At 70.2% G+C, this 20,530-nt stretch carries 13 protein-coding genes; 9 read left to right on the top strand and 4 right to left on the bottom strand.

The features are described 5' to 3' along the window. Positions 1-23: 23 nt before the first annotated feature. Positions 24-1,313 (bottom strand): ATP-binding protein, encoded by a 1,290-nt coding sequence (locus ACWV17_RS12290; protein WP_455359689.1) that lies wholly within the window; start codon positions 1,311-1,313, stop codon positions 24-26. A gap of 157 nt (positions 1,314-1,470) precedes the next feature. Here ACWV17_RS12290 and ACWV17_RS12285 point away from each other — a divergent pair, with 157 nt between their 5' ends. The 5 genes from ACWV17_RS12285 to ACWV17_RS12265 are packed head-to-tail and all read left to right on the top strand — an operon-like array spanning position 1,471 to position 13,307. Continuing rightward, entirely contained in the window at positions 1,471-2,559 is a 1,089-nt protein-coding gene (locus ACWV17_RS12285; RefSeq protein WP_455359688.1) for a trypsin-like peptidase domain-containing protein, read from the top strand. Continuing rightward, entirely contained in the window at positions 2,560-6,948 is a 4,389-nt protein-coding gene (locus ACWV17_RS12280) for an FHIPEP family type III secretion protein (protein ID WP_455359687.1), read from the top strand. It begins immediately after the preceding gene. Beyond that, positions 6,945-9,644 (top strand): hypothetical protein, encoded by a 2,700-nt coding sequence (locus tag ACWV17_RS12275; protein WP_455359686.1) that lies wholly within the window; start codon positions 6,945-6,947, stop codon positions 9,642-9,644. The genes ACWV17_RS12280 and ACWV17_RS12275 overlap by 4 nt, the downstream gene beginning before the upstream one ends. Next, positions 9,641-11,851: an FHIPEP family type III secretion protein gene (locus ACWV17_RS12270; RefSeq protein ID WP_455359685.1), complete on the top strand. Its 2,211-nt coding sequence runs from the start codon at positions 9,641-9,643 to the stop codon at positions 11,849-11,851. Before ACWV17_RS12275 ends, ACWV17_RS12270 begins: the two co-directional genes overlap by 4 nt. Further along, positions 11,841-13,307 carry an FHIPEP family type III secretion protein gene (locus tag ACWV17_RS12265; protein WP_455359684.1) on the top strand — a complete coding sequence of 489 codons (1,467 nt, stop codon included), beginning with the start codon at positions 11,841-11,843 and terminating at the stop codon, positions 13,305-13,307. The genes ACWV17_RS12270 and ACWV17_RS12265 overlap by 11 nt, the downstream gene beginning before the upstream one ends. 18 nt (positions 13,308-13,325) lie before the next feature. Here the strand turns inward: ACWV17_RS12265 and ACWV17_RS12260 are convergent, their stop codons facing one another. Further along, positions 13,326-13,550, bottom strand: a complete 225-nt coding sequence (locus ACWV17_RS12260; protein WP_455359683.1) for a hypothetical protein — start codon at positions 13,548-13,550, stop codon at positions 13,326-13,328. A 135-nt stretch (positions 13,551-13,685) separates the two neighbouring features. On the opposite strand from ACWV17_RS12260, the gene ACWV17_RS12255 reads away from it, so the two are divergent. Then, a complete protein-coding gene (locus ACWV17_RS12255) occupies positions 13,686-13,901 on the top strand; it encodes a dodecin (RefSeq protein WP_455353326.1) in 216 nt (71 codons plus the stop codon). Between the two features lie 47 nt (positions 13,902-13,948). Here ACWV17_RS12255 and ACWV17_RS12250 read toward each other — a convergent pair whose 3' ends face one another. Continuing rightward, positions 13,949-14,437: a phosphatase domain-containing protein gene (locus ACWV17_RS12250; RefSeq protein ID WP_455353327.1), complete on the bottom strand. Its 489-nt coding sequence runs from the start codon at positions 14,435-14,437 to the stop codon at positions 13,949-13,951. A 65-nt stretch (positions 14,438-14,502) separates the two neighbouring features. Between ACWV17_RS12250 and ACWV17_RS12245 the strand changes: the two genes are divergently transcribed. Beyond that, positions 14,503-15,537 carry an LLM class flavin-dependent oxidoreductase gene (locus ACWV17_RS12245; protein ID WP_455359682.1) on the top strand — a complete coding sequence of 345 codons (1,035 nt, stop codon included), beginning with the start codon at positions 14,503-14,505 and terminating at the stop codon, positions 15,535-15,537. A gap of 158 nt (positions 15,538-15,695) precedes the next feature. Here ACWV17_RS12245 and ACWV17_RS12240 read toward each other — a convergent pair whose 3' ends face one another. Then, positions 15,696-16,661 carry a helix-turn-helix domain-containing protein gene (locus ACWV17_RS12240; RefSeq protein ID WP_455359681.1) on the bottom strand — a complete coding sequence of 322 codons (966 nt, stop codon included), beginning with the start codon at positions 16,659-16,661 and terminating at the stop codon, positions 15,696-15,698. 336 nt (positions 16,662-16,997) lie between these two features. Between ACWV17_RS12240 and ACWV17_RS12235 the strand changes: the two genes are divergently transcribed. Next, on the top strand, positions 16,998-18,563 hold the full coding sequence (locus ACWV17_RS12235; RefSeq protein ID WP_455359680.1) for a S8 family peptidase: 1,566 nt from the start codon (positions 16,998-17,000) through the stop codon (positions 18,561-18,563). Between the two features lie 146 nt (positions 18,564-18,709). After that, on the top strand, positions 18,710-20,473 hold the full coding sequence (locus tag ACWV17_RS12230) for a M14 family zinc carboxypeptidase (RefSeq protein WP_455359679.1): 1,764 nt from the start codon (positions 18,710-18,712) through the stop codon (positions 20,471-20,473). Positions 20,474-20,530 lie beyond the last annotated feature (57 nt).

Here is a 20,530-nt window from a genome sequence, read left to right as displayed (position 1 = left end):
CCGGCCCCGCGCCGGCGCGGGGCTCAGAACCGCGCGTGCGCGGTGATGTCCGCGCGGAACTCGTCGATCATCGCCGGTGTCACGGTCGGCCGGCACTGGGCGATCGCGGCGAGATAGTCGCCGGTGCTCGCTCCGAGCGGCGCCGAGGCGCTGTCCCCGCTGCCGATCGCCTCCAGGTCCCGTTCGAACGAGGCCTGCGCGGCGATGCGCGCGGCGTGCTCGATGTCGGCGGGGGTGAACAGCTCGCTGGCGGCGACGAGTTCCGCCACGTCCACATCGGCCCTGCCGTCCGTGTAGCGGGACCAGATCGCCGACCGGGCGGCGGTGTCCGGTGTCCCGATCGGGATGAGGTAGTCGAACCTCCCGGGCCGCAGGAACGCCGGGTCGAGCGAGCGGATGGAGTTGGTCGCGCACACCAGCAGCCGCTCGTCCCGCTCCCGGAAACCGGGTATGAGCTTGAGCAGTTCATTGGTCACCCCGTGCATCCCGCCGGGCTGTGCGGGCTCGGTGCGCACCGGCGCGATCTCCTCCACCTCGTCGATGAAGACGAGCACCCGCTCCAGTTCGGCGATCCGGGCGAAGGCGCTGCGGAGGGCTGCCGCGAGATTGCCCTCGTCGGCGAGCCGGGAGGGCAGCAGCTCGACGAACGGCCAGCCGAGCTTGGAGGCGATGCCCCGGGCGAACGTCGTCTTGCCGGTTCCGGGCGGACCGAAGAGGGCGATGGCCCGCGGCGGCCGGACGCCGTGCCGGGCGGCCCGCTCGGGCTCGGCCAGCGGGAGTACGACACGCCGTTCGATCAGGTCTTTCTCCGCCTCCATGCCGGCCACCTTGGCCCACAGGTCGCTCGGCAGGAACCGGCCGCCCAGGTCGTCCAGCAAGCTGGCCGCCGGTCCGTGCAGCGGCTCCACCTTCTCGAAGTACGCCACGGCAGGCTGCCGGGTGTAGCCGGCGTTCAGCAGGCCCTCACCGAGCAGCTCCTCCTCGGGCAGCACATACGCGATCCGGCCGACCCGGGCAGCGACGAGCCGCCGCTCCAGCTCCACCAGCAGTGCGCTCGCCAGGCCGCGGCCGCGCCAGGCCGAGGAGATGGCGATCCGCATCACCCAGGCCCGCTCCCCGGCCACGCAGGCGAGCGCCGCGCCGATGGGGACGCCCTGGTGGACGGCGACCACGGCGGGCTGCCGGGAGGTCAGCGCGCTGATGCATTCGGCGAGCGAGAAGACCGACTCCTGTCCGAGCTCGGCCGTGGTGTCGATCAGGTGGACCACTGCGGCGAGATCGCTCTCGCGGTAGTCGTGGATCAGCCAGTTCACCGGTACCGCCCCTCATCTGTGCTGTTCCGGCGAGGCTAGGGGCGACGCCCCGGCCGCTCCCCCCTCCACCGTGCACAATCGCGGGGCGGAAACCCTACAATCCGTCGGTAGCCACAAGCGGCGATTGTCCTGTGGAGCATCGCGCCGCTGCGGTACGGTGGGGCCGGTTCGGCTCAGGAGAAACCAGTTGGGGAACTGGCCACCGAGAGAGCCGCCGCGCCTGGGGGGCGACATGACGCACTTTCTCGATACTCTGCCGTTCGATTTCTCGCAGCAGCCCGCGCAGGAAATGCTGGACTTTCTGGCCGAGACGTATGACCTCGAGCCGTCCGTACGAGATATAGCCAGGGCGGCCGGCCTCAAAATGAGCGCGATCACTTTCGGTCAGTCGATGCGTCTGGTATGGGCCGACATTATTCAGAAGAGTCGAAATCAGAACAAGTTACGCACCCTGCTCCAGGTCATCAGGGACAGGGAGGACGCCGCGACGGCGGCGAAGATCGACGAGTGGCTCGGCCCGGAACCGCCGGTGACCGCTCCACAGCCTGCCGGAGCCCCCCGGTGGAAGGGCTTCGGCGATGGTTTCGAACGCCAGATCTTCCCCGAGCCGACCCTCCTGGACGTCGCCTTTCTGCGGCGCGGCACCGAACTGGCCGCGAGCGTATGCCGCTTGCGGGTCACGGTGGGACCACACGACTATCTCGGCACCGCGTTCCGCATCAGCGAGAACCTGGTGCTGACCAACCACCACGTCCTGTTCGACCGAGCCACGAAGGCGACCGCGGTCGAGGCCTGGTTCGGTTACGAACGCACCTTGGCCGGCGCTCAGGCCGCCCACAAGGTCGTGTGGGGCCGGCCCCTGTCAATCCGGGGCGCGGCCGATCACGACTGGGCGGTGGTCGAACTCGACGGCATGCCCCCGGAGACGCCGGTCATCCCGCTCGTCGGGGCACCGCCCATCACCCCGGGCCACCGGGTGTACATCATCCAGCACCCCGGCGGCGCGCCGAAGAAGATCGGGATGATCCACAACGAGGTGCGTCACGTCGACGAGGACGTCGTCCAGTACTGGACCGACACGGAGGGCGGATCCTCGGGGTCCCCGGTGTTCGACGAGCAATGGCGCCTGGTGGCACTGCATCACTGTTCCGTGGCCCAGCCGGTCCGCGGAGGAGTGGAGTACCGCAATCAGGGGGTGCGTATCGAGCGCGTCGCGGAGGCGCTGTCGGACCTGGGGCTGGTGTGAGTGGTCTTCCTGGTTGATTCTGCCGAATTCTCCCTCGCCGACGCGGGCGCCCGCCGCCTGGTCGAGTTGCTGGCGAACGCCTACCCCGAACCAGAAGCCATCAAGGCGCTCGCCGAGCGAGTGGAAATCCCGAGAACACGCATCGACTTCAGCGGCCCCGTCGACCAGATCTGGCCGAGGGTGCTTCGGTACGCGGCGGCGGCCGGCAGACTGCGCCTGATCGTGGAGGAGGCAGCGGCCGACCGACTCCAAGAGGCGTACCGCGAGAGGTTCGACGAGTTCTTGGCGGAATTCGCCGACGACGGGTCGGCTCAGAACGACTGGCACCACGCGGCGGCCCGCGCCCTGGCGCACCCGGTGCCGGCCCGGTCACCGGTCCTCATCGCGCTCGACACCGAGACGGAACCCCTGTCCGGACCGGAGTTCCTGACGGTGGAACACCATCTCGTCGTCACGCTGGACCCGCGGCAGGTCGAGCGCATGGAGCGCACCGCGGGAAAGGCTCTGCGCACGGGGGCGTCGATCGGCGAGATCATCGCCGCCGGCTCCCTGATCTGGAAGGTCCTCACGGCCGCACAGCCGCGTCTGGACGAACTGCGCCGCCGTGGGGCCGAGGACGGTCTCGCTCAGCCCGTGGCCTGGTGCGGCCGAAGCGGGCTGCTGGACCGACTGCGGCCGGCACTCCTCATCGCTCACACCGGCACCGAGGGCGCGGACGGCTTTCTCTCCGTCGGCAGCGGGGGGCATTACTTCACGCCGCTCGACGGCCCTCGGGAGAGCCGGACCATGAAGAAGCGCTCCGACGCCGCACGGCCGGACGTGCGCTGCGTCGATCTCCGCAACGCCGAGCCGGAGAGCCATGCCAGGCTGCTGCGCGGCGTGGCATCGGCGGAGGCCGCCCTCGTGCTGTCGTTCGACGCGCCGGAAGCCGTCGTCTCGTCGCTGGTCGACCTCGTACGGGGCGAACGCGCCAGCCCGACGCGCGCGGTGGTCGCCTTCGGACCCACGCCGCCGGGCGCCGGTGGGATCGACGAGCTGCTGAACACGCTGCCGTTCGTCAGCGTCGCCGACACTGCGCTGGCCCGGACCGATCTGCTCGACGTGCTGGAGGACGCGCTGCGCGACTACGCCGGGACGCGCGCGGCCCCTTGTGTCGTGGCCGCCGTGCGCGCCGCGTGGATCCGGCGTTCGCTGGCCTGTGCCGACGTGGCCGGCTTACGGAGCGGACTCACCTGGAGCTCATGGGCATGGATCGGCCTGCCGCTGTTCACCCAGCAGTACGACACCGTCGTACCGACCGAGTTCCCGCATGTGACGGCTCTGCGGTCCCTCACCTCCGACGGCAGGTACTTCAAGCGCGATAAGGGCATTCCGGACATCTATAAACCCGGCGAACTGGCGCGCGCCGATCTGCCGAACGAGGAGCGGAAGAAGTTCCACTTCTACCTGTCGGGGGCGGGCGGCAGTGGGAAAAGCTGCCTCCTCCACTTCGTGCACGACGAGATCCGGACCCGCTCAAACGCGATCCCCGTGTGGTACCGGGTGGACGCACCCAGTTCACAGTGGAGGGACGTGGAACGACGCATCCGCGAGGAGACCGTCCGTGCCGTACGTGCGAGCAGGAGGTTCGCCGGGGTCGCGGACGAGGTCATGGGACCCGACGGAGCTTCGCTTGCCGCGTTCCTGCGCGAGACGGCGCAGCGTCTGCGCAGCATGGATCCGGACTTCGATGAGATCGTGATCTTCATCGATCAGCTGGAGCGCACGTTCGAGTCGGGCGACGAGCCGGACTACGAACGGCTGGACACCATTTCCCGGGATGTGATCCAGCTGCTCAGAACCGTCGGGACGGGTCAGGGAGTCCGTGTCTTCATCGCCTCCCGGAAGCAGTACCTCCCCGACTTCCTCGGGTCATCGAGGACGGCCGAGGAATGCGGACTCGAGTTCAATATCCTGCAGTCCCTCACGGACAGCACCGAGTGTGTCGAATTCGTACGAAGCCTCATCGACTGGTGCCGTGAGAAGAAACTCGTCGACGAGAATCTGGCAATCCAGCCCGCGGCGGCGAAAGCCCTGGTGGACGGCACCAAGGGAAATCCGCTCAACATCACCCTGGCACTCATCCAGCTTCTTTCCGCCAACCCCAAAGGAAAGATCACGGAAAAGCACATCACCGATCAGCGGCCATGGGAGCAGCTCTTCGCCCTCGACCTCCAGTCCGCTGCCCGGGACGACCTGGACTGGTACTTCCTGCTGGCGATGGCGCACGCGCGCACCGAGATCGTGCCGTTCGAGGACGTGTGGTGGCGACTCCGCATGGTCAAGCCACAGCTCACCGAGCGCGTCGACAGTCTCCTTCGGCGCGGCGTTCTCGAACGTCTCTGGCTGATCGGCCACCTGGGCCGGACCATCCACGCCCGCCGCTGCGACGGGGACCCGGAGCGTTTCGTGGAGTTCTTCCACGCGAACCTCCGTGACTATCTGCTCCGCGACGTCATGGCGCGCGGCCGTCCCGGCCTCGACACCGAAGTACCGGCCACCGAAGGTCCCGGCGCCGGAACGCCGCCCGCCTGGCGGGCCCTGGACCGGCTGGCCGACCACGCGCACGACTGGGACCAGATCCAGCAGTTGCTCCAGCCCGAGGACATCCGTGCTCTCATGGCACACCGGGCAGCGGTGGTCGAGCCCTACCCCACTGCTGACGGGGGCAGGCGCCTGCCGTTCCAACTGCTGTTCAGACGCAGTCGCGGCAGGGAACGCGAGAAGCTGATCGATGCGGCCAGGGAGTGCTTCGTCCTCTCGGCTCTCGTGCACGAGGACGCCGGACGCTGGGCGTTCGAGGAGCTCTTCCCGGACGTCGCGCTGCGCGTGGCGACCTGCATGGCCTGGCTGCGCGACTGTTCGCCCGGGCACCGGACCGCCGTCCTGCGCTACCTCGTCGAGGTGCAGAGCGACGAGGCCCGCAGCGCCGTGGTCTCGTGGGTGCTGGACGAGGTGACCGAGGTCCGCCACGACGTGGTGCAGACGCTGACCGACGTACTGCGGGAACCCTTGTACGCGGGCAGGTACCGGAACGAGGTCATGGCCGCACTGCTCCGGACCGCGCTGCCCGCGGTGCACGGCGACCCCGAGCGGCTGCCGCCTCGGGTGAGGTCGTTCGCCGTGGCGGCGTGCGAGGCCGACGGAGTCACCCTCCGGCGGACGCTGGCCTACTGCGCGGAGCGGCTGGGCGATGTGGACGACACTCGGATGCGGCACATGGTGCCCCTGCTGACCTCGGCGTCCGTGGTCGAGCAATGGCTGGCGGAGGCGGCGGTGTCCGGCGACTACAGCAGTGACCGCACTGGTGACAGGCCGGTCAGCGCCACCGGGTCGCTGCTCGACATCGCTGTGGGCAGCAACCTCCGGGCCGTCGTCGACGAGGCGCGGGTGGCGGACTGGTCGGAGGCGCTGCGCGGCCGGATCGGCGTGCGGCTGCCCGATCTCCAGGTGGTCACGGGCGACTGCGAGGCCGACGAGATCGAGTTCAGTTCTCTCCGGGAGCGCATCTCCAGCAACACCTTTCATCCGGACCGGCGCTGTGTGCTGAAGCGCCAGTGGGAGGCGTCCGGCAGCGCCGGCCCGTCGGACGCGCTCGACGGCTACGACGACGCCGTGGGCGAGGATGTCCTCTGGCTGCCGGCGGCCGCGCTCCCCGACCATCTGCCGTTCGCCGCACGGGAATTCGACGCCGCCGTCCTCGACTGGCTCGAAGCGCACTGCCGGCGCTCCTTCCACCGGATCTTCGACAGCGCGTTGTTGACGACGCTGTACCGGGAGCTGGAAGCGCTGTCGGCGGGCCGCCCCCTGGTGGAGGTGGAGCCCTTCCGGGCCGTGATCGCTGATCTCGTGGAGGAAGGCGCGCTGTTCCCCTCCCGGCGTCGCGCGATGCTCGAGGAACTCGCCCGGCTCGACCCCGCGGATCACGTGTTGCCCGAGCTGCTGGGCCAGAAGCTCAGGGAGCACATGCGCGCGGACCTCTGCCGTTCGGTCGCCGACACCTCCATGCAGGTCACGGCGCTCTATCTGGCCGACACCCTGGAACAGGCACTCGCCGACCGCAGGGGGTCCGCGGACGGGCGGAGGATTCTGGTCCTGAGCCCGGCCGACGCCGAGATGGTGTCCGCGGCGGTGCGGCGCCAGTTCCTCGCCGTACTGAACGACGCCAGGCGGCCACCACCGATCCTCGCCACCACGCCCGATCTTCGCCATCCCCTGGCCAAGCTGCTGCACCGCTTCGACCCGCGCCTTCGCGTGCTCAGCTTCACCGAGCTGGATCATCCCGCGCTCATTCTGGTGCCGGCCGACTACCCGGTCGGCGTGCCGAGGGCGCTGGAGGCTCCGGCGTGAGCCCCCCGCCCGCAGACCTCCCGCCCTCGGATCCGTACGCGGAGTTCCTGGCCAGTGCGGACGTGGCGACGTGGCGGGACTGCCTCGACCGCGCGGTGCTGCGGATGGCGGAGCTGCGGGACGACGGCCGGCGTCCCGCTCTGCTCGCACAGGCGCTGTGCATGACGATCTATCTGCAGTGGCTCAGCAGGTTCAGCGGCGATCTGCGCGCCGAGCGCGAGGCGCGGCGGTGCCACGAAGAGCTCAGAGCGGAGCTCTCCGCCCGTTCCGGGACCCACCCGGCCCCCACTTGGAACGTCTGCTGGGGCCTGGTGCTGGGGTGGGACGGTTACCGGGGCCGGGCGGCGCTGCTCCTCGACCAGGACGGCCGGATCGCTCCCGAGCATGTGCCGATCATCCTCGACGAGACCGACATCGGTTCCCTCGCGCAGCTGCGTCCGCTGTTCCGGGGCCCCGCGCGATGCGGTTTTCTCCCCGTACTGCACATGTACGGGGAGAGGCTCGTGGCCGTGGGCGCTGTTCGTGAGGCACTGAACCTCATCGAGAACCACGACCTGGGCGGCACGGACCCCCTTCTGCTGGAGGTGCGCGGGTCCGCCAGCGAGCGGCTGGGGCGGTGGGACGACGCACACGCGGCGTACTCCAGGTCACCGTGGCCGGTCCATCGGGTCCGCGCCGCGATGGTGGGCGCCATCGCGGGAATGTCGGAGAAGCCGGCGGACGATCTGGTGCTGGACGAGCCCGTACGGCAGGTGATCGGCGACAGCGACCGTGAACTCGACCAGAGTGAGATCACCCGGCGCTCCGCCTTTCTGCACGCGTGCCTCCAGCAGTCGGGCACCAGCTGGCTGGTCGAGCTGGAACTCGGCAAGCTGAGCTCTCGGCGGCGCCGGTACGCCGAAGCGGACCTGCACTTCGACCAGGCCCTGAGAAACGCCCCCCAGGACGCGCGGTACGCCATTGCCCAGCTTCGCTTCAACAACCTGACCTGGGTGAGTGACGAGCGGTCCTACTCCCTGGTGCAGATGCTGCCGGAGACCTGTACGGCGGGATGGGAAGCCCTGGCACTGAACTCCGACCCCGTGGAAACAGTGGGCATCCGCATCTGGATGGCGTACGAGTCCGGGGACCTGGGGCTGATCCCGGCCTCGTTGAGCGGCTTGTCCCCGCGCGAGCGGGGTGAAGCGTACGACACGGTCCTCGACATCGGCCGTGCCCTGGACGCATGGCTGGAGAGCCTGGCCATCGGCTACTCGCACCGCTGTGCGTCAAGTGTGCTGAAGACGCTGGGCAAGGCCGGCTTCAGCCGCTCCGCCCTTCATCTCGCCGGCCTCGTCCTGAGCGAGTCCGCGGACGACTTCTTCGTCCTGTGGGAAACCGCTGAAGCAATCGAGGATCTGGGGCCCGACGACCGGCCCGAGACGGAGACGCGTGAACTCCTGGATGTGAAGAAGCGCTTTCACCAACGGATCGTGGAGCTCAGCCAGTTCGACTTCAAGAACGCGATACGTGCGTACGAACTGGTGGCGCGGGTCGGCCATCACGGTCAGGCCGAGGACCTGCTCCTGCGGGCGGCGAAGCAGGCGGAGAGCGTTTCCGAACTCTTGGCGGTCGCCGCACTTCGCCGGCGGGTCAGGGCTGCCCCCACCCGCCAGGAGGGCCTGCGGTGCCTCACCCGTGCCCGGCGCGAGGCGCGCCACCGCCTCGAACGGCTGCAGGTCGCGTACGAGTTGTTCCGCTACGGACAGATCCGGGATGCCCGCGCCCTCCTCGTGGACGAGGAAGTGTTCGCGGGCGACCAGCCGCTCACCCACGTCGAGATGATCGTCGTTCTGCAATGCCGTCAGTGGCTCACCAACCGAGAAATCGATGATCTCGTCCACAGAGCGGTACACCGGCTCAACCTCGACCACCGGTCCGGAGAGCTGGGTGAGTTCGGCCGGCAGTACGGAGAACGGCTCCTCGCCGTGTTCGAAGACTCCGCCCCACTGAGCGAACGCATCAGCCGCGAACTCGACAGTGCGCTGGTCGATCCCCTGACCGGGATCACATGGCCCGGCGGGGCGGACGACGACTGGGAGGCTGTCCGGGAACGCATCGACAGGGCCGTGGACGACCAGCAGGACGAGCGGGCCCTGGATGTCACCGCATGCCTCGGTTCCGCCGACCGGGCGCAGTCGTTCGGGCTGCGCTTCGCGGTCTGCGACCACCTGCGAGAGCGTATGCACGAGCTCCTCGCCCAGCTCCGGCGGGCTGCTCCCGCGCTGCCCACCGAGGAGACCCCGGTCTACAAGCGGCATGATCCCGGGATCGGTTCCCGGACGATCCAGTTGTGCGATTTGTGGCGTGCGCGCCTCACCGCGGCTCCGGGAGACGACGAGGAGCAGGCCGTCTCCGCGCTTCAGGCGTTCTTCGACACGGAGCAGGCCCTGCTGAAGCAGTGGGAGAGCCAGCGGCGGCAGACAAGCGCGCCGAAGCTGCGACGCACGCTGCGCGTGGCCGAGGCGCTGCGGGACTCCTTGGGTACGCTGCTCGGCTCCTCCGAGCGCGAGCACGCCCACCCGGTACTTCGGTCCCTCTTCCGGCACATCGACCTGGACGTTGCCGCGTTCTCCGCCGAGGTCGCGGAGCGCATCGAGGAAATTCGCCGCGAGCTGGCGGACGTGCCCGCCACGGAGTCCGGGGGGAACGCATGACGGAGCGCTCATCGGGTCCGGCCCACGATCCCCTGACCGGGCGGTGGCGCGATCTGCTCAACAGGACGGGTCCCGTCTGTGAGGGCCGTCCGGTGGAGAGCACCGACCGGAGGGTCGCGAGTCCGGGTCCGGACCCGGAGCAGGAGCGTCACCTCGGCATCCGCGAGGTGGTCGTGGACGTGGGAAGTGCCCCTCGGTCCCGGCTCGATCTCCTCTGTGTCGCACTGCTCGAACGGCAGGCGCAGGCCGGCCCGCGGGGCGTTCCCGAGCTGGTCGTCATCGGAACCGAGACGCTGCGCGCACAGAGTTCGCCCACCATCTCGGCCGACCCGGACACCGTTCTCCCTCTGGGTGCCATGGGTGCCGGCTCCCTCACGGTGTCGCTGGCTCTCTTCCGGATGGAACGTCGGTCACGCCTGCGCGACATCGTCAACTCCATCGAGGATCTGGGCCGGCTGCTCGACTATCACGGTGACGCCACCGGTTCCACGGCCGTGGCGTGGAACCTCGTCCGCCGGCTCGAGGCGCTGTCGGCGGCGCCGGGAGTGACGGTGCCCGTCGCGGGCACCGCACGCTTCCCGGCGGGCCAGGACGGCCCGGAGACCTACCAGTTGCTGGTCGGCTCGGCCAGGTCGGATGAATCCCCGTGGTCGTCGGGGCCCGGCCTCGAGGTACGGGACGGAACGGTGACACCGGCGGGACCCGCCGCCGGGAGCGGGGCCGGCTGGCGGGGTGCGGACTTCGTGCTCCTGCGTGCGGGCCGGCCCGCCGCCGCGCCGCGCGCCGACGTGCGCACCCTGCAACAGCGCAGCCGGGACCATGGTTTGACGGTGGTCCGGCGGGGTGCGGAGGTCGTCTACGACGAGGAGAGCTGGAGCTCTCGTGCCGCCCGGGTCCGGCAGACCTCGCGAGCCGGCCGCATCGTCAGGCTGGCGGTGGCGGGCGAGGCGGCGGCGGCCCGTACCGAGTACCGGGCCGCCCTGGCTCAGCCAGGAGCCGACGGCCCGCTCATCGAGAGTCTGACGAGCCGGATCACGACCCTGCACGAATACTGGCTGGTGGACGACGTGCTGGGAGGTGCCGAGCAGGCGGACGCCGGGGAGGCACCCCCCGAGTCCGCCACCGCCCGGCAGTTGCGCGACCGCCTCGGCGCACGCCTGGACCATCTGCTGGGCCTGGTGCCGCAGCCGTCGGCGCAGACTCCGGAGCAGTTCCTGCCGGTGGTCACGCCGATCGTCTACGAGATCGGTGATGCCCTGGTGCCCCTCGCGGACTCCAGGCAGGACGGCGGCCGGTTCCTGTACGAGCTCATCCCTGCCATGAAGGACCGCATTCTGGCGGACACGGGGGTTCGGGTGCCGGGGGTCCGGGCACGTGGCACCGTCTCCCTCTCGGCCCACGAGTACGAGATCCAGGTCGACGAGGTGCCTGTGCTCAGCGGCTTCGTCGCCCCCGATGCGCGGTACGTGGTCGGGCAGGCGGGGCGCGAGGCGCCGGACCGGTACGCGGAACCGACGAGCGTGCACCCGCTGACCGGAGCGCGCGGCTCGTGGCTTCTGTATCCGGCCGGCCATGACGACGACGGGGAAGGCGACGACGGGGAGGGCGAGCGCGTCACGGCCGCCGAGTACCTGATTCACCGGCTGGAACTGGCCCTGAGAACCCACCTCGTGCACTATCTCGGCCCCCAGGAGGTGGACGGCCTGGTCGAAGGCTGGACCAAGGAGGACAACGACGGGCTCGTCGGCTCGGTACTGACGGACCGGGCCGCCGTGCTGAAGCTCACCTGGGTTCTGCAGGCGCTCGTGGCGGACGGTGTACCGATCGCCGACTGGCGGTCGGTGCTGCGCGCGCTGCGGGAGGCGGGCGGGATGACGGCTCCGACGCGCACCTTGTGCCGGGCCGCGCGGGAGGGGCTGCGGCACCGCCTCGTGGCAGCGGGGGCCGGGCAGCGGAGCATCCGGGTCCCCGCCGAGCACGAGGCGGCCCTGCTGGGCCGGCGGAACCCGCCCGCGGCCATGGAACGCGGGGCGGCGCGCATCCGGTTCCTGCACTGGCTACGGCAGGTGGCCGAGCCGGACGGCCCGGCGCTGTCGCTGGTCACCGGTTCGCAGGACGCCCGAGAACTGCTGGCTCCGCTCGTACGTGCCGCGTATCCGTTCGTCCTGACGTGGTCGGAAGAGGAGTTGACACCGGATGACAACTGATGGTCCGGCACTCACGGTCACCGTGACGCTGGCTCCGCCGGTGTTCGATGCCGCCGACGACACGGTCCGCCGGCGGGTCGCGGCGGAGCTGAGCGGGCCGGCCGCGGAACTCGGTTCCGCCGGGGCGTCCGGCGTGCACTTCCTGCGAGGCGATGCGGACGGGCCGGCGGAACCGCCGGTCCGCGTGTCGGTCGATGGACGACGCTGCCATGTCCCGGACACGGCAGTCGGCGAAGCGCTCTCCTACGTCGATGCCAGTCCCCTGGTCGGCACCCGGACGGACTCCGACGCGGTGCTGCGCGGTTCGGGGGCGGCGGGCGCGGGCACGGACTCCGGCCGGCTCGGGGAACTGCTGGCGCTCGTCTGCCGCGCCGCGCTGCTGGACCACCTGGCGGTTCACGACGGGGCGACGGAGCAGGGGCCGGGGCAGGGGCAGGAGCAGCCGGTCGACATCCTCATCGATCCCGTCTACCTGCGGGACCTGACGGCGGAGCACGTGGACACCGGTCTCTTCTCCGTCCTGCGGGAGGGGCTGTTCACCGAGCTGGGTCTCGTCCTCCCGCCCTTCCACGTCCAACCCGATCGGTCGCTGCGCGAGGCCGGCTTCGCCTTCCGTGTCCAGGGGATGCGTACGCCGCCCCGGATCGGCCTCACGAAGGGGACCGTCCTGGTCGACGACACCGTGGAGCGGCTTGCCCTGATGAACCTGGCCGCCCAGGCGACCACGCTTCCCGAGACCGGACGGCCGGCGGCGGTCGTGGCCGCGGAACACGGCGAGATCCTCGAGGCGGCCGGCCTCACCACGTGGGACCCGCTCAAGTATCTCGTTCTCAGCCTCACCGGCACGCTGCGGTCCCGGGCCCACTCCCTGCTCACCCCAGGTGTCGCGGCTCGCATGCTCGACGACCTCGGCAGCATGTTTCCCCTGGTCACGGAAGCCGCCCGCAGCCATCTCCCGCCCGGTCTGCTGGTGGCCGTGCTGCGGGAGCTGCTCCGCGACGGGGTGTCGGTCCGCAATCTCCGGCGGATCGTGGAACTGATGCTGCGTTACGTGATGGAGCAGGAGCCCTCGCCCCGTACCGACGGCGGTCCCGACGGCTGCGTCGCGTTCGTTCGGGCCGGACTCGCGGACCACATCGCGTCGAAGGCGGCTCGTGGCTCCGGGACCATCGTCGTGTTCCTGCTCTCCCAGGAGCTGGAGGACGCCGTCGCCGAGGAATTCCGCGCACCGGTGAGCGACCGGTCCGAGGAGGTGGCGGAGCGCCTGGGTGCGGCCCTGGAGGCGGAGCTGGCGCACCGCTCGCCCGCGGCCGGCCTGCCGGTCGTCCTCACGCAGGACGACCGGCGGGTGCCGGTGCGTGCCGTACTGCGCCACCGGCTGCCGCGGCTCACCGTCCTGGGCTACAGCGACATCCCTCCGTACTACAACATTGAGCCGATCGCCCGCGTCTCCTGACGCGGGCGGGGACCGGAGTCACGCGTGCGCCTCCGGCAACCCCCGGGCGCGCATCACGTCTTCGACCGCCTCCAGCACCACGGCCCGGTAGACCCGGGAGCCGCACAGCGGGCATCCGCCCTGGTCAACGCCCTCCAGCAGCACGGGCGTACCTTCGACGGTCATGCGTACCTCGACGGTCCGGCGCTCGTAGCGACCGGTACAGGGACAGCGGTCGTAGCGGGAAGCGGAAGGAATCGCCATGGGGCCAGCGTAGGGCGAGGGCTGCCCGCGGGGACCGGAAACGGTCGCCCTGCTCCCGTCCGACGCCTCGCGGAGTGCCGCGCGGTGGGGCACGGTGGAATGACGCAGCAGCCTCACCCCCGCTGGGAGAGCCTCATGTCCAACCACACGTACCGCGTGACCGAGATCGTCGGGAGCTCCACCGAGGGGGTGGACCAGGGGATCCGCAACGGCATCGCGCGCGCCTCGCAGACGCTGCGCAATCTCGACTGGTTCGAGGTCGTCCAGGTGCGCGGGCACATCGAGAACGGCCAGATCGCGCACTACCAGGTGACGATGAAGGTCGGCTTCCGCCTCGACGACGAGGGCTGACGGGGCGCCGGGGCGCCGGGGCCCACCTCAGCGGTCCGGGTCCCGCCTCAGGTCCTGCCCTCCCGCTCCTGCGCGTCCTTCAGCGCCTCGGACGTGGCCGCCCAGTCGGCGCGTACGACCCGGAAGCCGGCCCGCTCCGCCGCCTCGCACACCAGCTCGTCGTCATCGACCAGCATCCGGACCTCACGGCCCCGGGCCAGCCGCCCCAGTACCTCCAGCTTCGTGTGACGGGCCGGGCGGCGGTCGTCGTTGCGGCGCATCCACACCCGGCCCTCGGGCAGGCCGTGCGCGGTGAGCCAGGCCAGCGTGTCCCGGCGGCACCGCTCCGGCCGGCCCGTGAGGTACGCGACCTCGCACTCCGCGGCGCTCTCCAGCGCCATCCGCACCCCCTTCTCCAGCGGCGGGTCGGCCATGGCCGCTCCGAAGAAGCCGGTCCAGTCCCGGGGCCGCCGCTCCAGGAAGTGCTGGCGGTGTGCGGTGTCCGCGAGTGTCCCGTCCAGGTCGAACACGGCCAGCGGCCGCTTTGTCTCGATCACGCCCCTTACCCTAGGGACCCACTCCGCGCCGGGAATCCCCGGCCGGCGGGGACGTTGAACGGGGTGTGACCACTGCGCTCGCGACCACCCGGTTCTCCGTACTCGACCGCTCCCGCACCCGCCGGGGGCAGGACGCTCCGCAGGCCCTGCGCGACACCGTGCGGTTCGCCCGGCTGGCCGAGGAGCTCGGCTATCACCGCTTCTGGGTCTCCGAGCACCACAGCGTGCCGGGCGTCGCGGGCTCCGCGCCGACGGTGCTGGCCGCCGCGGTCGCCGCGGCGACGTCCACGATCCGGGTCGGCACCGGCGGCGTGATGCTGCCCAACCATCAGCCGCTGGTGGTGGCGGAGCAGTTCGGCGTGCTGGCGGCCCTCTTCCCCGGCCGGATCGACATGGGGCTGGGCAGGTCGGTCGGCTTCACCGACGGCATCCGCCGGGCGCTGGGGCGGGACAAGGAGGACGCGGAGGACTTCGGCGCGCAGCTCGACCAGCTCCTCGGCTACTTCGAGGGCACCCAGACGGCCCATCCGCAGGTGCACGCGCATCCGGCCGAGGGGCTGCGCGTGCCGCCGTTCGTGCTGGCCACGGGCGAGGGCGCCCGGATCGCCGCCCGCGCGGGGCTTCCGCTGGTCATCGGCGACCTGCGCGGGCAGGACCGGATGCTGCGGGCGATCGAGGACTACCGGACCGGGTTCCGGCCCTCGCTCTGGTCGGCGGAGCCCTATGTCGTGGTCTCGGGGACCGTGGCCGTGGCCGGGACCCCCGAGGCAGCCCGGCGGCTGCTCGTCCCGGAGGCGTGGTCGCTGGCGTACTCGCGCACCCACGGCACCTTCCCGCCGCTCGCCCCGGCCGAGGAGACCGAGGCGCGCACGATGACCGCCAAGGAGCGTGAGTTCTACGAGACGGCGCTGCGCGGGCACGTGTACGGCACGGAGGAGGAGGTCGCCGCCGGCCTGGAGAAACTCATCGGGCGCAGCGGCGCCGACGAGGTACTGGTCACTACCAGTACGTACGACCGCGAACAGCTGGCGGACTCCTACCGCCGGCTGGCGGCCCTGTTCGGCAGGGCCGGGCCCTGTCCGGGCGATCAGGCTGGATGAGCGAGCGGCGTCTGGTGCGTGCAGCTGCAAGGCGGCCGGATTCGGCCATAGCGGAGCTATGGGTGGATTTGGCCAACGCGGCAGATGTGCGTGCCTGGGGGCACCTCCCAGCGGTAGCTGGGGGAGACGGGAGCCCAGCATGATCGCCCGGACAGGGCCTAGAGCCAGCCCTTCCGGGCGGCCTGCACACCGGCCTGGAAGCGGGTCTCCGCGCCCAGTTCCACCATCAGTTCGGTGAGTCTGCGGCCGACGGTCCGCTCGGTGACCCCCAGGGCCCGCGCGATCGTCCGGTCCTTCATTCCCGACGCGAGCAGGGACAGCAACTGGCGGTCCCGGGCGGACGGTCCGCACTCCGCGTGCGGCGCGTCGACGGGCGTGGCCCGTGCCCACAGGCTCTCGAAGCAGTGCACGAGGATGTCGACGAGCGCTGACCCGTGCACGAGCAGGCGCGCGTCCGGGTCGGGGTCGGCGTAGGAGACGGGCAGCAGCGCGGTGGTGCGGTCCGCCACGACCATCTTCAGGGTGATGTCCGGCAGGATCCTGGCCTGTTCACCGGCGTCCGCGCACCGCCGCATGGCCGCCACGTGCTCCGGCGACGCCAGCGCCTCATGGGAGTAGATGAACCGGTACGCCACTCCGTCCGCGAGGCGGCTGAGTTCGAGGTCGTTGGGGTTGCTCTGGCCGCCTATGTACGGCGGGCAGTCGACGGCGATGATCTCCTCGCGCGCCTGGAGCTGGATCCTGGCGACGGCGGCGAGGACGGCGTCCTCCCCTTCGAGCCGCTCGACCACGGGAACACCCCGGCGCGTGGCGGCGGCACGCGCGCGCATCCGCTCCGCCAGCTCCTCGGCGTGCATCTGCATCCGGGCGAGGTCGGCCCGCTTGCGTTTGATGAGCGCGGCCAGGGCCTCGTCGGGCGGGACGGGTGCGTAGACGGCCGGTGTGAAACCGAGTTGCTGGACGAGGCCGTCATCGAGGAGCCGCTGGACCGCGCGCCGTATATCCACGACGGACACACCGGCGCTTTCGGCCAGTTCGCCCTCATTCGCTCTTTTGAGTTCCAGCAGGGCGACGTATGCGTCGTTCTCGATCCGCCCGAGGCCGACCGGCTCCAACAGGAACACGTGAACCTCCCGACGCCGAGGGTGGGGGGCTCGGACGCATCGGGACTTTAAGTTGCAATTCAATCAGGCGTCAAGATCCGGCCATGGGAGCCATCTATCGCGAAGTAGCGGCTATTGAGAATTTTGTCCGCCTCGCTCCCAATCATCCCTGCACATTCGGACATTGTCCGAGACCGGAAACGCACAGCAATTTACAGGCAGTTCGAAACTGGCGAATCCTTGTCCGGAATCCGCTGCGGCCGGTCCCACCCGTTCGAGCGGCTTCTCCTGCCATCAACCCCCCACGGGCCAAGGCCGACCCGGTCAGCGTGATGGCACCACCCAAGGAGCGCACTGATGCGTAAGAGATCCGGACTGCCTGCGAAGAAGATAGTCGGCATGGCCCTGGCCGCAGGCATGGCCGCCGCCGCACTGGCCGTCGTGCCGGGCACGGCGACCGCCGCCGAGGGAACCATCCTCGGCGACGGTGCCCGCAACGCCATCAAGGACAGCTACCTCGTCGTCCTGAAGGCGGGCACTACGGCCCAGGGTGTCGACGACCGGAAGGCCGACCTCTCGCGCCGCTATGGCGGCAAGCTCAAGCACACGTACCGCACCGCGCTCAAGGGCTTCTCGATCACCATGACCGAGAAGCAGGCCAGGCGGCTCGCCGCCGACCCGGCCGTCGCCTATGTCGAGCAGGACACCAAGGTGTTCCTCGAGGCGGTCTCCTCCTGGGGTCTGGACCGCGTGGACCAGGCGAGCCTGCCGCTCAACAGCACCTACAGCGCCCCGAACACGGGCTCGGGCGTCACCGCGTACGTCATCGACACCGGCATCCGCACCTCGCACTCGGACTTCGGCGGACGCGCGTCCTGGGGCACGAACACCATCGACAGCAACAACACAGACTGTCATGGGCATGGCACGCATGTGGCGGGCACCGTCGGCGGCGCCTCGTACGGCCTGGCCAAGGCCGCCAAGCTCGTCGCAGTCAAGATCTTCAACTGCGACGGCGGCAGCAGCGCGACGGCGATGGCCGCCGGCATCGACTGGGTGACGGCCAACGCCGTCAAGCCCGCCGTCACCAACATGAGCTTCAAGGGCAGCAGCACCGCCGTCTCGACGGCCGTGAGCACCTCCGTCGCGTCCGGCATCGTCAACGTCGCCGCCGCGGGCAACGACCACGGCTACGACGCGTGCAACATCATCCCGGCCAAGGTCCCCGAGGCCATCACTGTCGGGGCGAGCACGCGCACCGACGCCAAGTCCAGCTTCTCCAACATCGGCACGTGCGTGGACATCTTCGCGCCCGGCTCGGACATCGTCTCCGCCGGCATCACGAGCGACACCTCCTCCGACACGATGTCCGGCACGTCAATGGCCGCGCCGCACGTGGCGGGCGCCGCCGCGCTCTACCTCTCCGCCAACCCGACGGCCACGCCCGCCCAGGTCCAGACCGCGCTCAAGGACAACGCCACCAAGGGCAAGCTGACCGGCATCGGCACGGGCTCGCCGAACAACCTGCTCTACACCGGCTTCATCGGCGGTGGCACCACGCCGCCCACACCGGCCGGCTGCACCGGCACCAACGGCAACGACGTGGCCATCCCCGACGCAGGCGCCGCCGTCACCAGCACCATCACCATCTCCGGCTGCACCGGCAACGCCTCCGCCACCAGCAAGGTCGAAGTCCACGTCAAGCACACCTGGCGCGGCGACCTCACCGTCGACCTCGTCGCCCCCGACGGCAGCACCTACCGCCTGAAGGACGCCTCCGGCAACGACAGCGCCGACAACATCGACCAGACCTACACCGCGAACCTCTCCTCCGAGGTCCGCAACGGCGCCTGGAAGCTCAAGGTCCAGGACACCGCCGCACAGGACACCGGCTCCATCGACACCTGGACCCTCACGCTCTGATCCCCGGCTTGTCCCCGAGCTGATCCCCGGCTGATCCCCGGCTGATCCCCGAGGGGCTGTCCGTGAAGAGGGCCGGACAGCCCCTCGGCACCCAAGCACCGTTCGCACCCCCACGTTGCACCCCCACGTTGAATGCTGAGGTCCCTGTGCAAGCGAAGTTCACCTACTGGCTCGTCACTGCCGCCACCGCGGCCGCCGTCGTGGCCGGAACCGGATACGGCATGGCGGCGCCGCCCGAGAAGGCCGCCCCCACGGACGACCGCGCGTACGTCTACCGCATACCCGGCGGCGCGAACGTGCCGCAGAAGAAGCTCGCCGGCTTCGACCTGATCGAGGACCGCGACGGTGACGACCTGTTCGTCCTCGGCGACGCCGCCACCGCCATGGAGCTCAAGGCAGCCGGGCTGCACCCGAGCGTGGAGCAGAAGCTGACGCCCGCTCCCTGGGAGCCGCCCAAGCGCAGCGGCCAGGCCACGGCACTGACGGATGCGGTCGCCGAGGAGACGTACAACGGTGGCTACCGCACCGTGAACGCCCAGTACGCGCACCTCGACCAGGTGGCGGCGGACCACTCCTCGCTGGCCACCGTCTTCGACGTGGGCGACTCCTGGCGCAAGTCCACGAGCAAGCCGAACGGTTACGACCTCAAGGCGATCTGCATCACCAAGAAGCAGACCGGCGACTGCCAGTTGACGCCCAACTCCACCAAGCCGCGCTTCTTCGTCCAGGCCCAGGTCCACGCCCGGGAACTGACCACCGGTGAGATGGCGTACCGCTGGATCGACTACCTGACCGACGGCTACGGCACGGACGCAACGGCGACGAAGATCCTCGACACCCGCGAGATCTGGGTGGTGCCGATCGGCAATCCTGACGGCGTGGACATGGTCCAGCAGGGCTTCATGGGCGGCAACACCGGCCAGCAGTGGCACCGCAAGAACGCCAACCACAGCCACTCCACCACCACCTGCTCGGAAGGCCCGAGCAGCGGCAGCGGCGTCGACCTGAACCGCAACAACAGCAGCCACTGGGGCGGCGCGAGCACCAGCTCGAACCCCTGCGACCAGGTCTACAAGGGTCCCTCCGCGGACTCCGAGAGCGAGAACAAGGCCCTCCAGGCGCTGTACCGGAAGCTGTTCCCGGACACCCGCGCCACGGGTGACACCGCAGCGGCCGCGGCCGACACCAAGGGCATGTTTGTCACCATGCACAGCTACTCCAACATGGTGCTGTTCCCCTGGGGCTTCAACGCGGCGACCGACGCCGGCAACGACGCCCCGCTGCGCCAGATGGCCAAGGAGATGGCCACGCTGGCCGGTGGCTGGGAGTACGGCCAGCCCGGCGAGATCCTCTACGACGCCAGCGGCGGCCACGACGACTGGGCGTACGACCAGCTCGGCGTACCCAGCTTCACCTGGGAGGTCGGACCGAGCAGCGGGACGTGCGGCGGCTTCCACCCGGCCTACTCCTGCCAGAACACGTTCTGGAACCAGGTCAGGCCGATGCTGACCTACGCGGCCGACAAGGCGGGCAACCCCTACGGCGGCGGCACGACACCCGCGCCGTCCGGCTGCACCGGCACCAACGGGAACGACGTGGCCGTCCCCGACCTCGCCACCGTGACCTCCAGCGTCACGATCGCGAACTGCACGGGCACCGCCTCGTCGTCCTCGACCGCCGAGGTGCACATCAAGCACACCTACATCGGCGACCTCGTGGTGAAGCTGATCGCCCCCGACGGCAGCGCCTACACCCTGCACAACAAGGCCGGCAGCGGCGCCGACAACATCGACCAGACCTACACCGTCAACCTCTCCTCCGAGACCAGGAACGGCACCTGGAAGCTCAGCGTCCAGGACACCGCGGCCCAGGACACCGGCACGATCGACACCTGGACCCTCAAGCTCTGACCGCGACCACCTGACGACAGGGGCCCCGGCACGCACCCCACGCGTGCCGGGGCCCCG

The organism is Streptomyces mabaensis, assembly GCF_053763515.1.
This window is presented reverse-complemented; position numbering and strand designations above follow the sequence as displayed.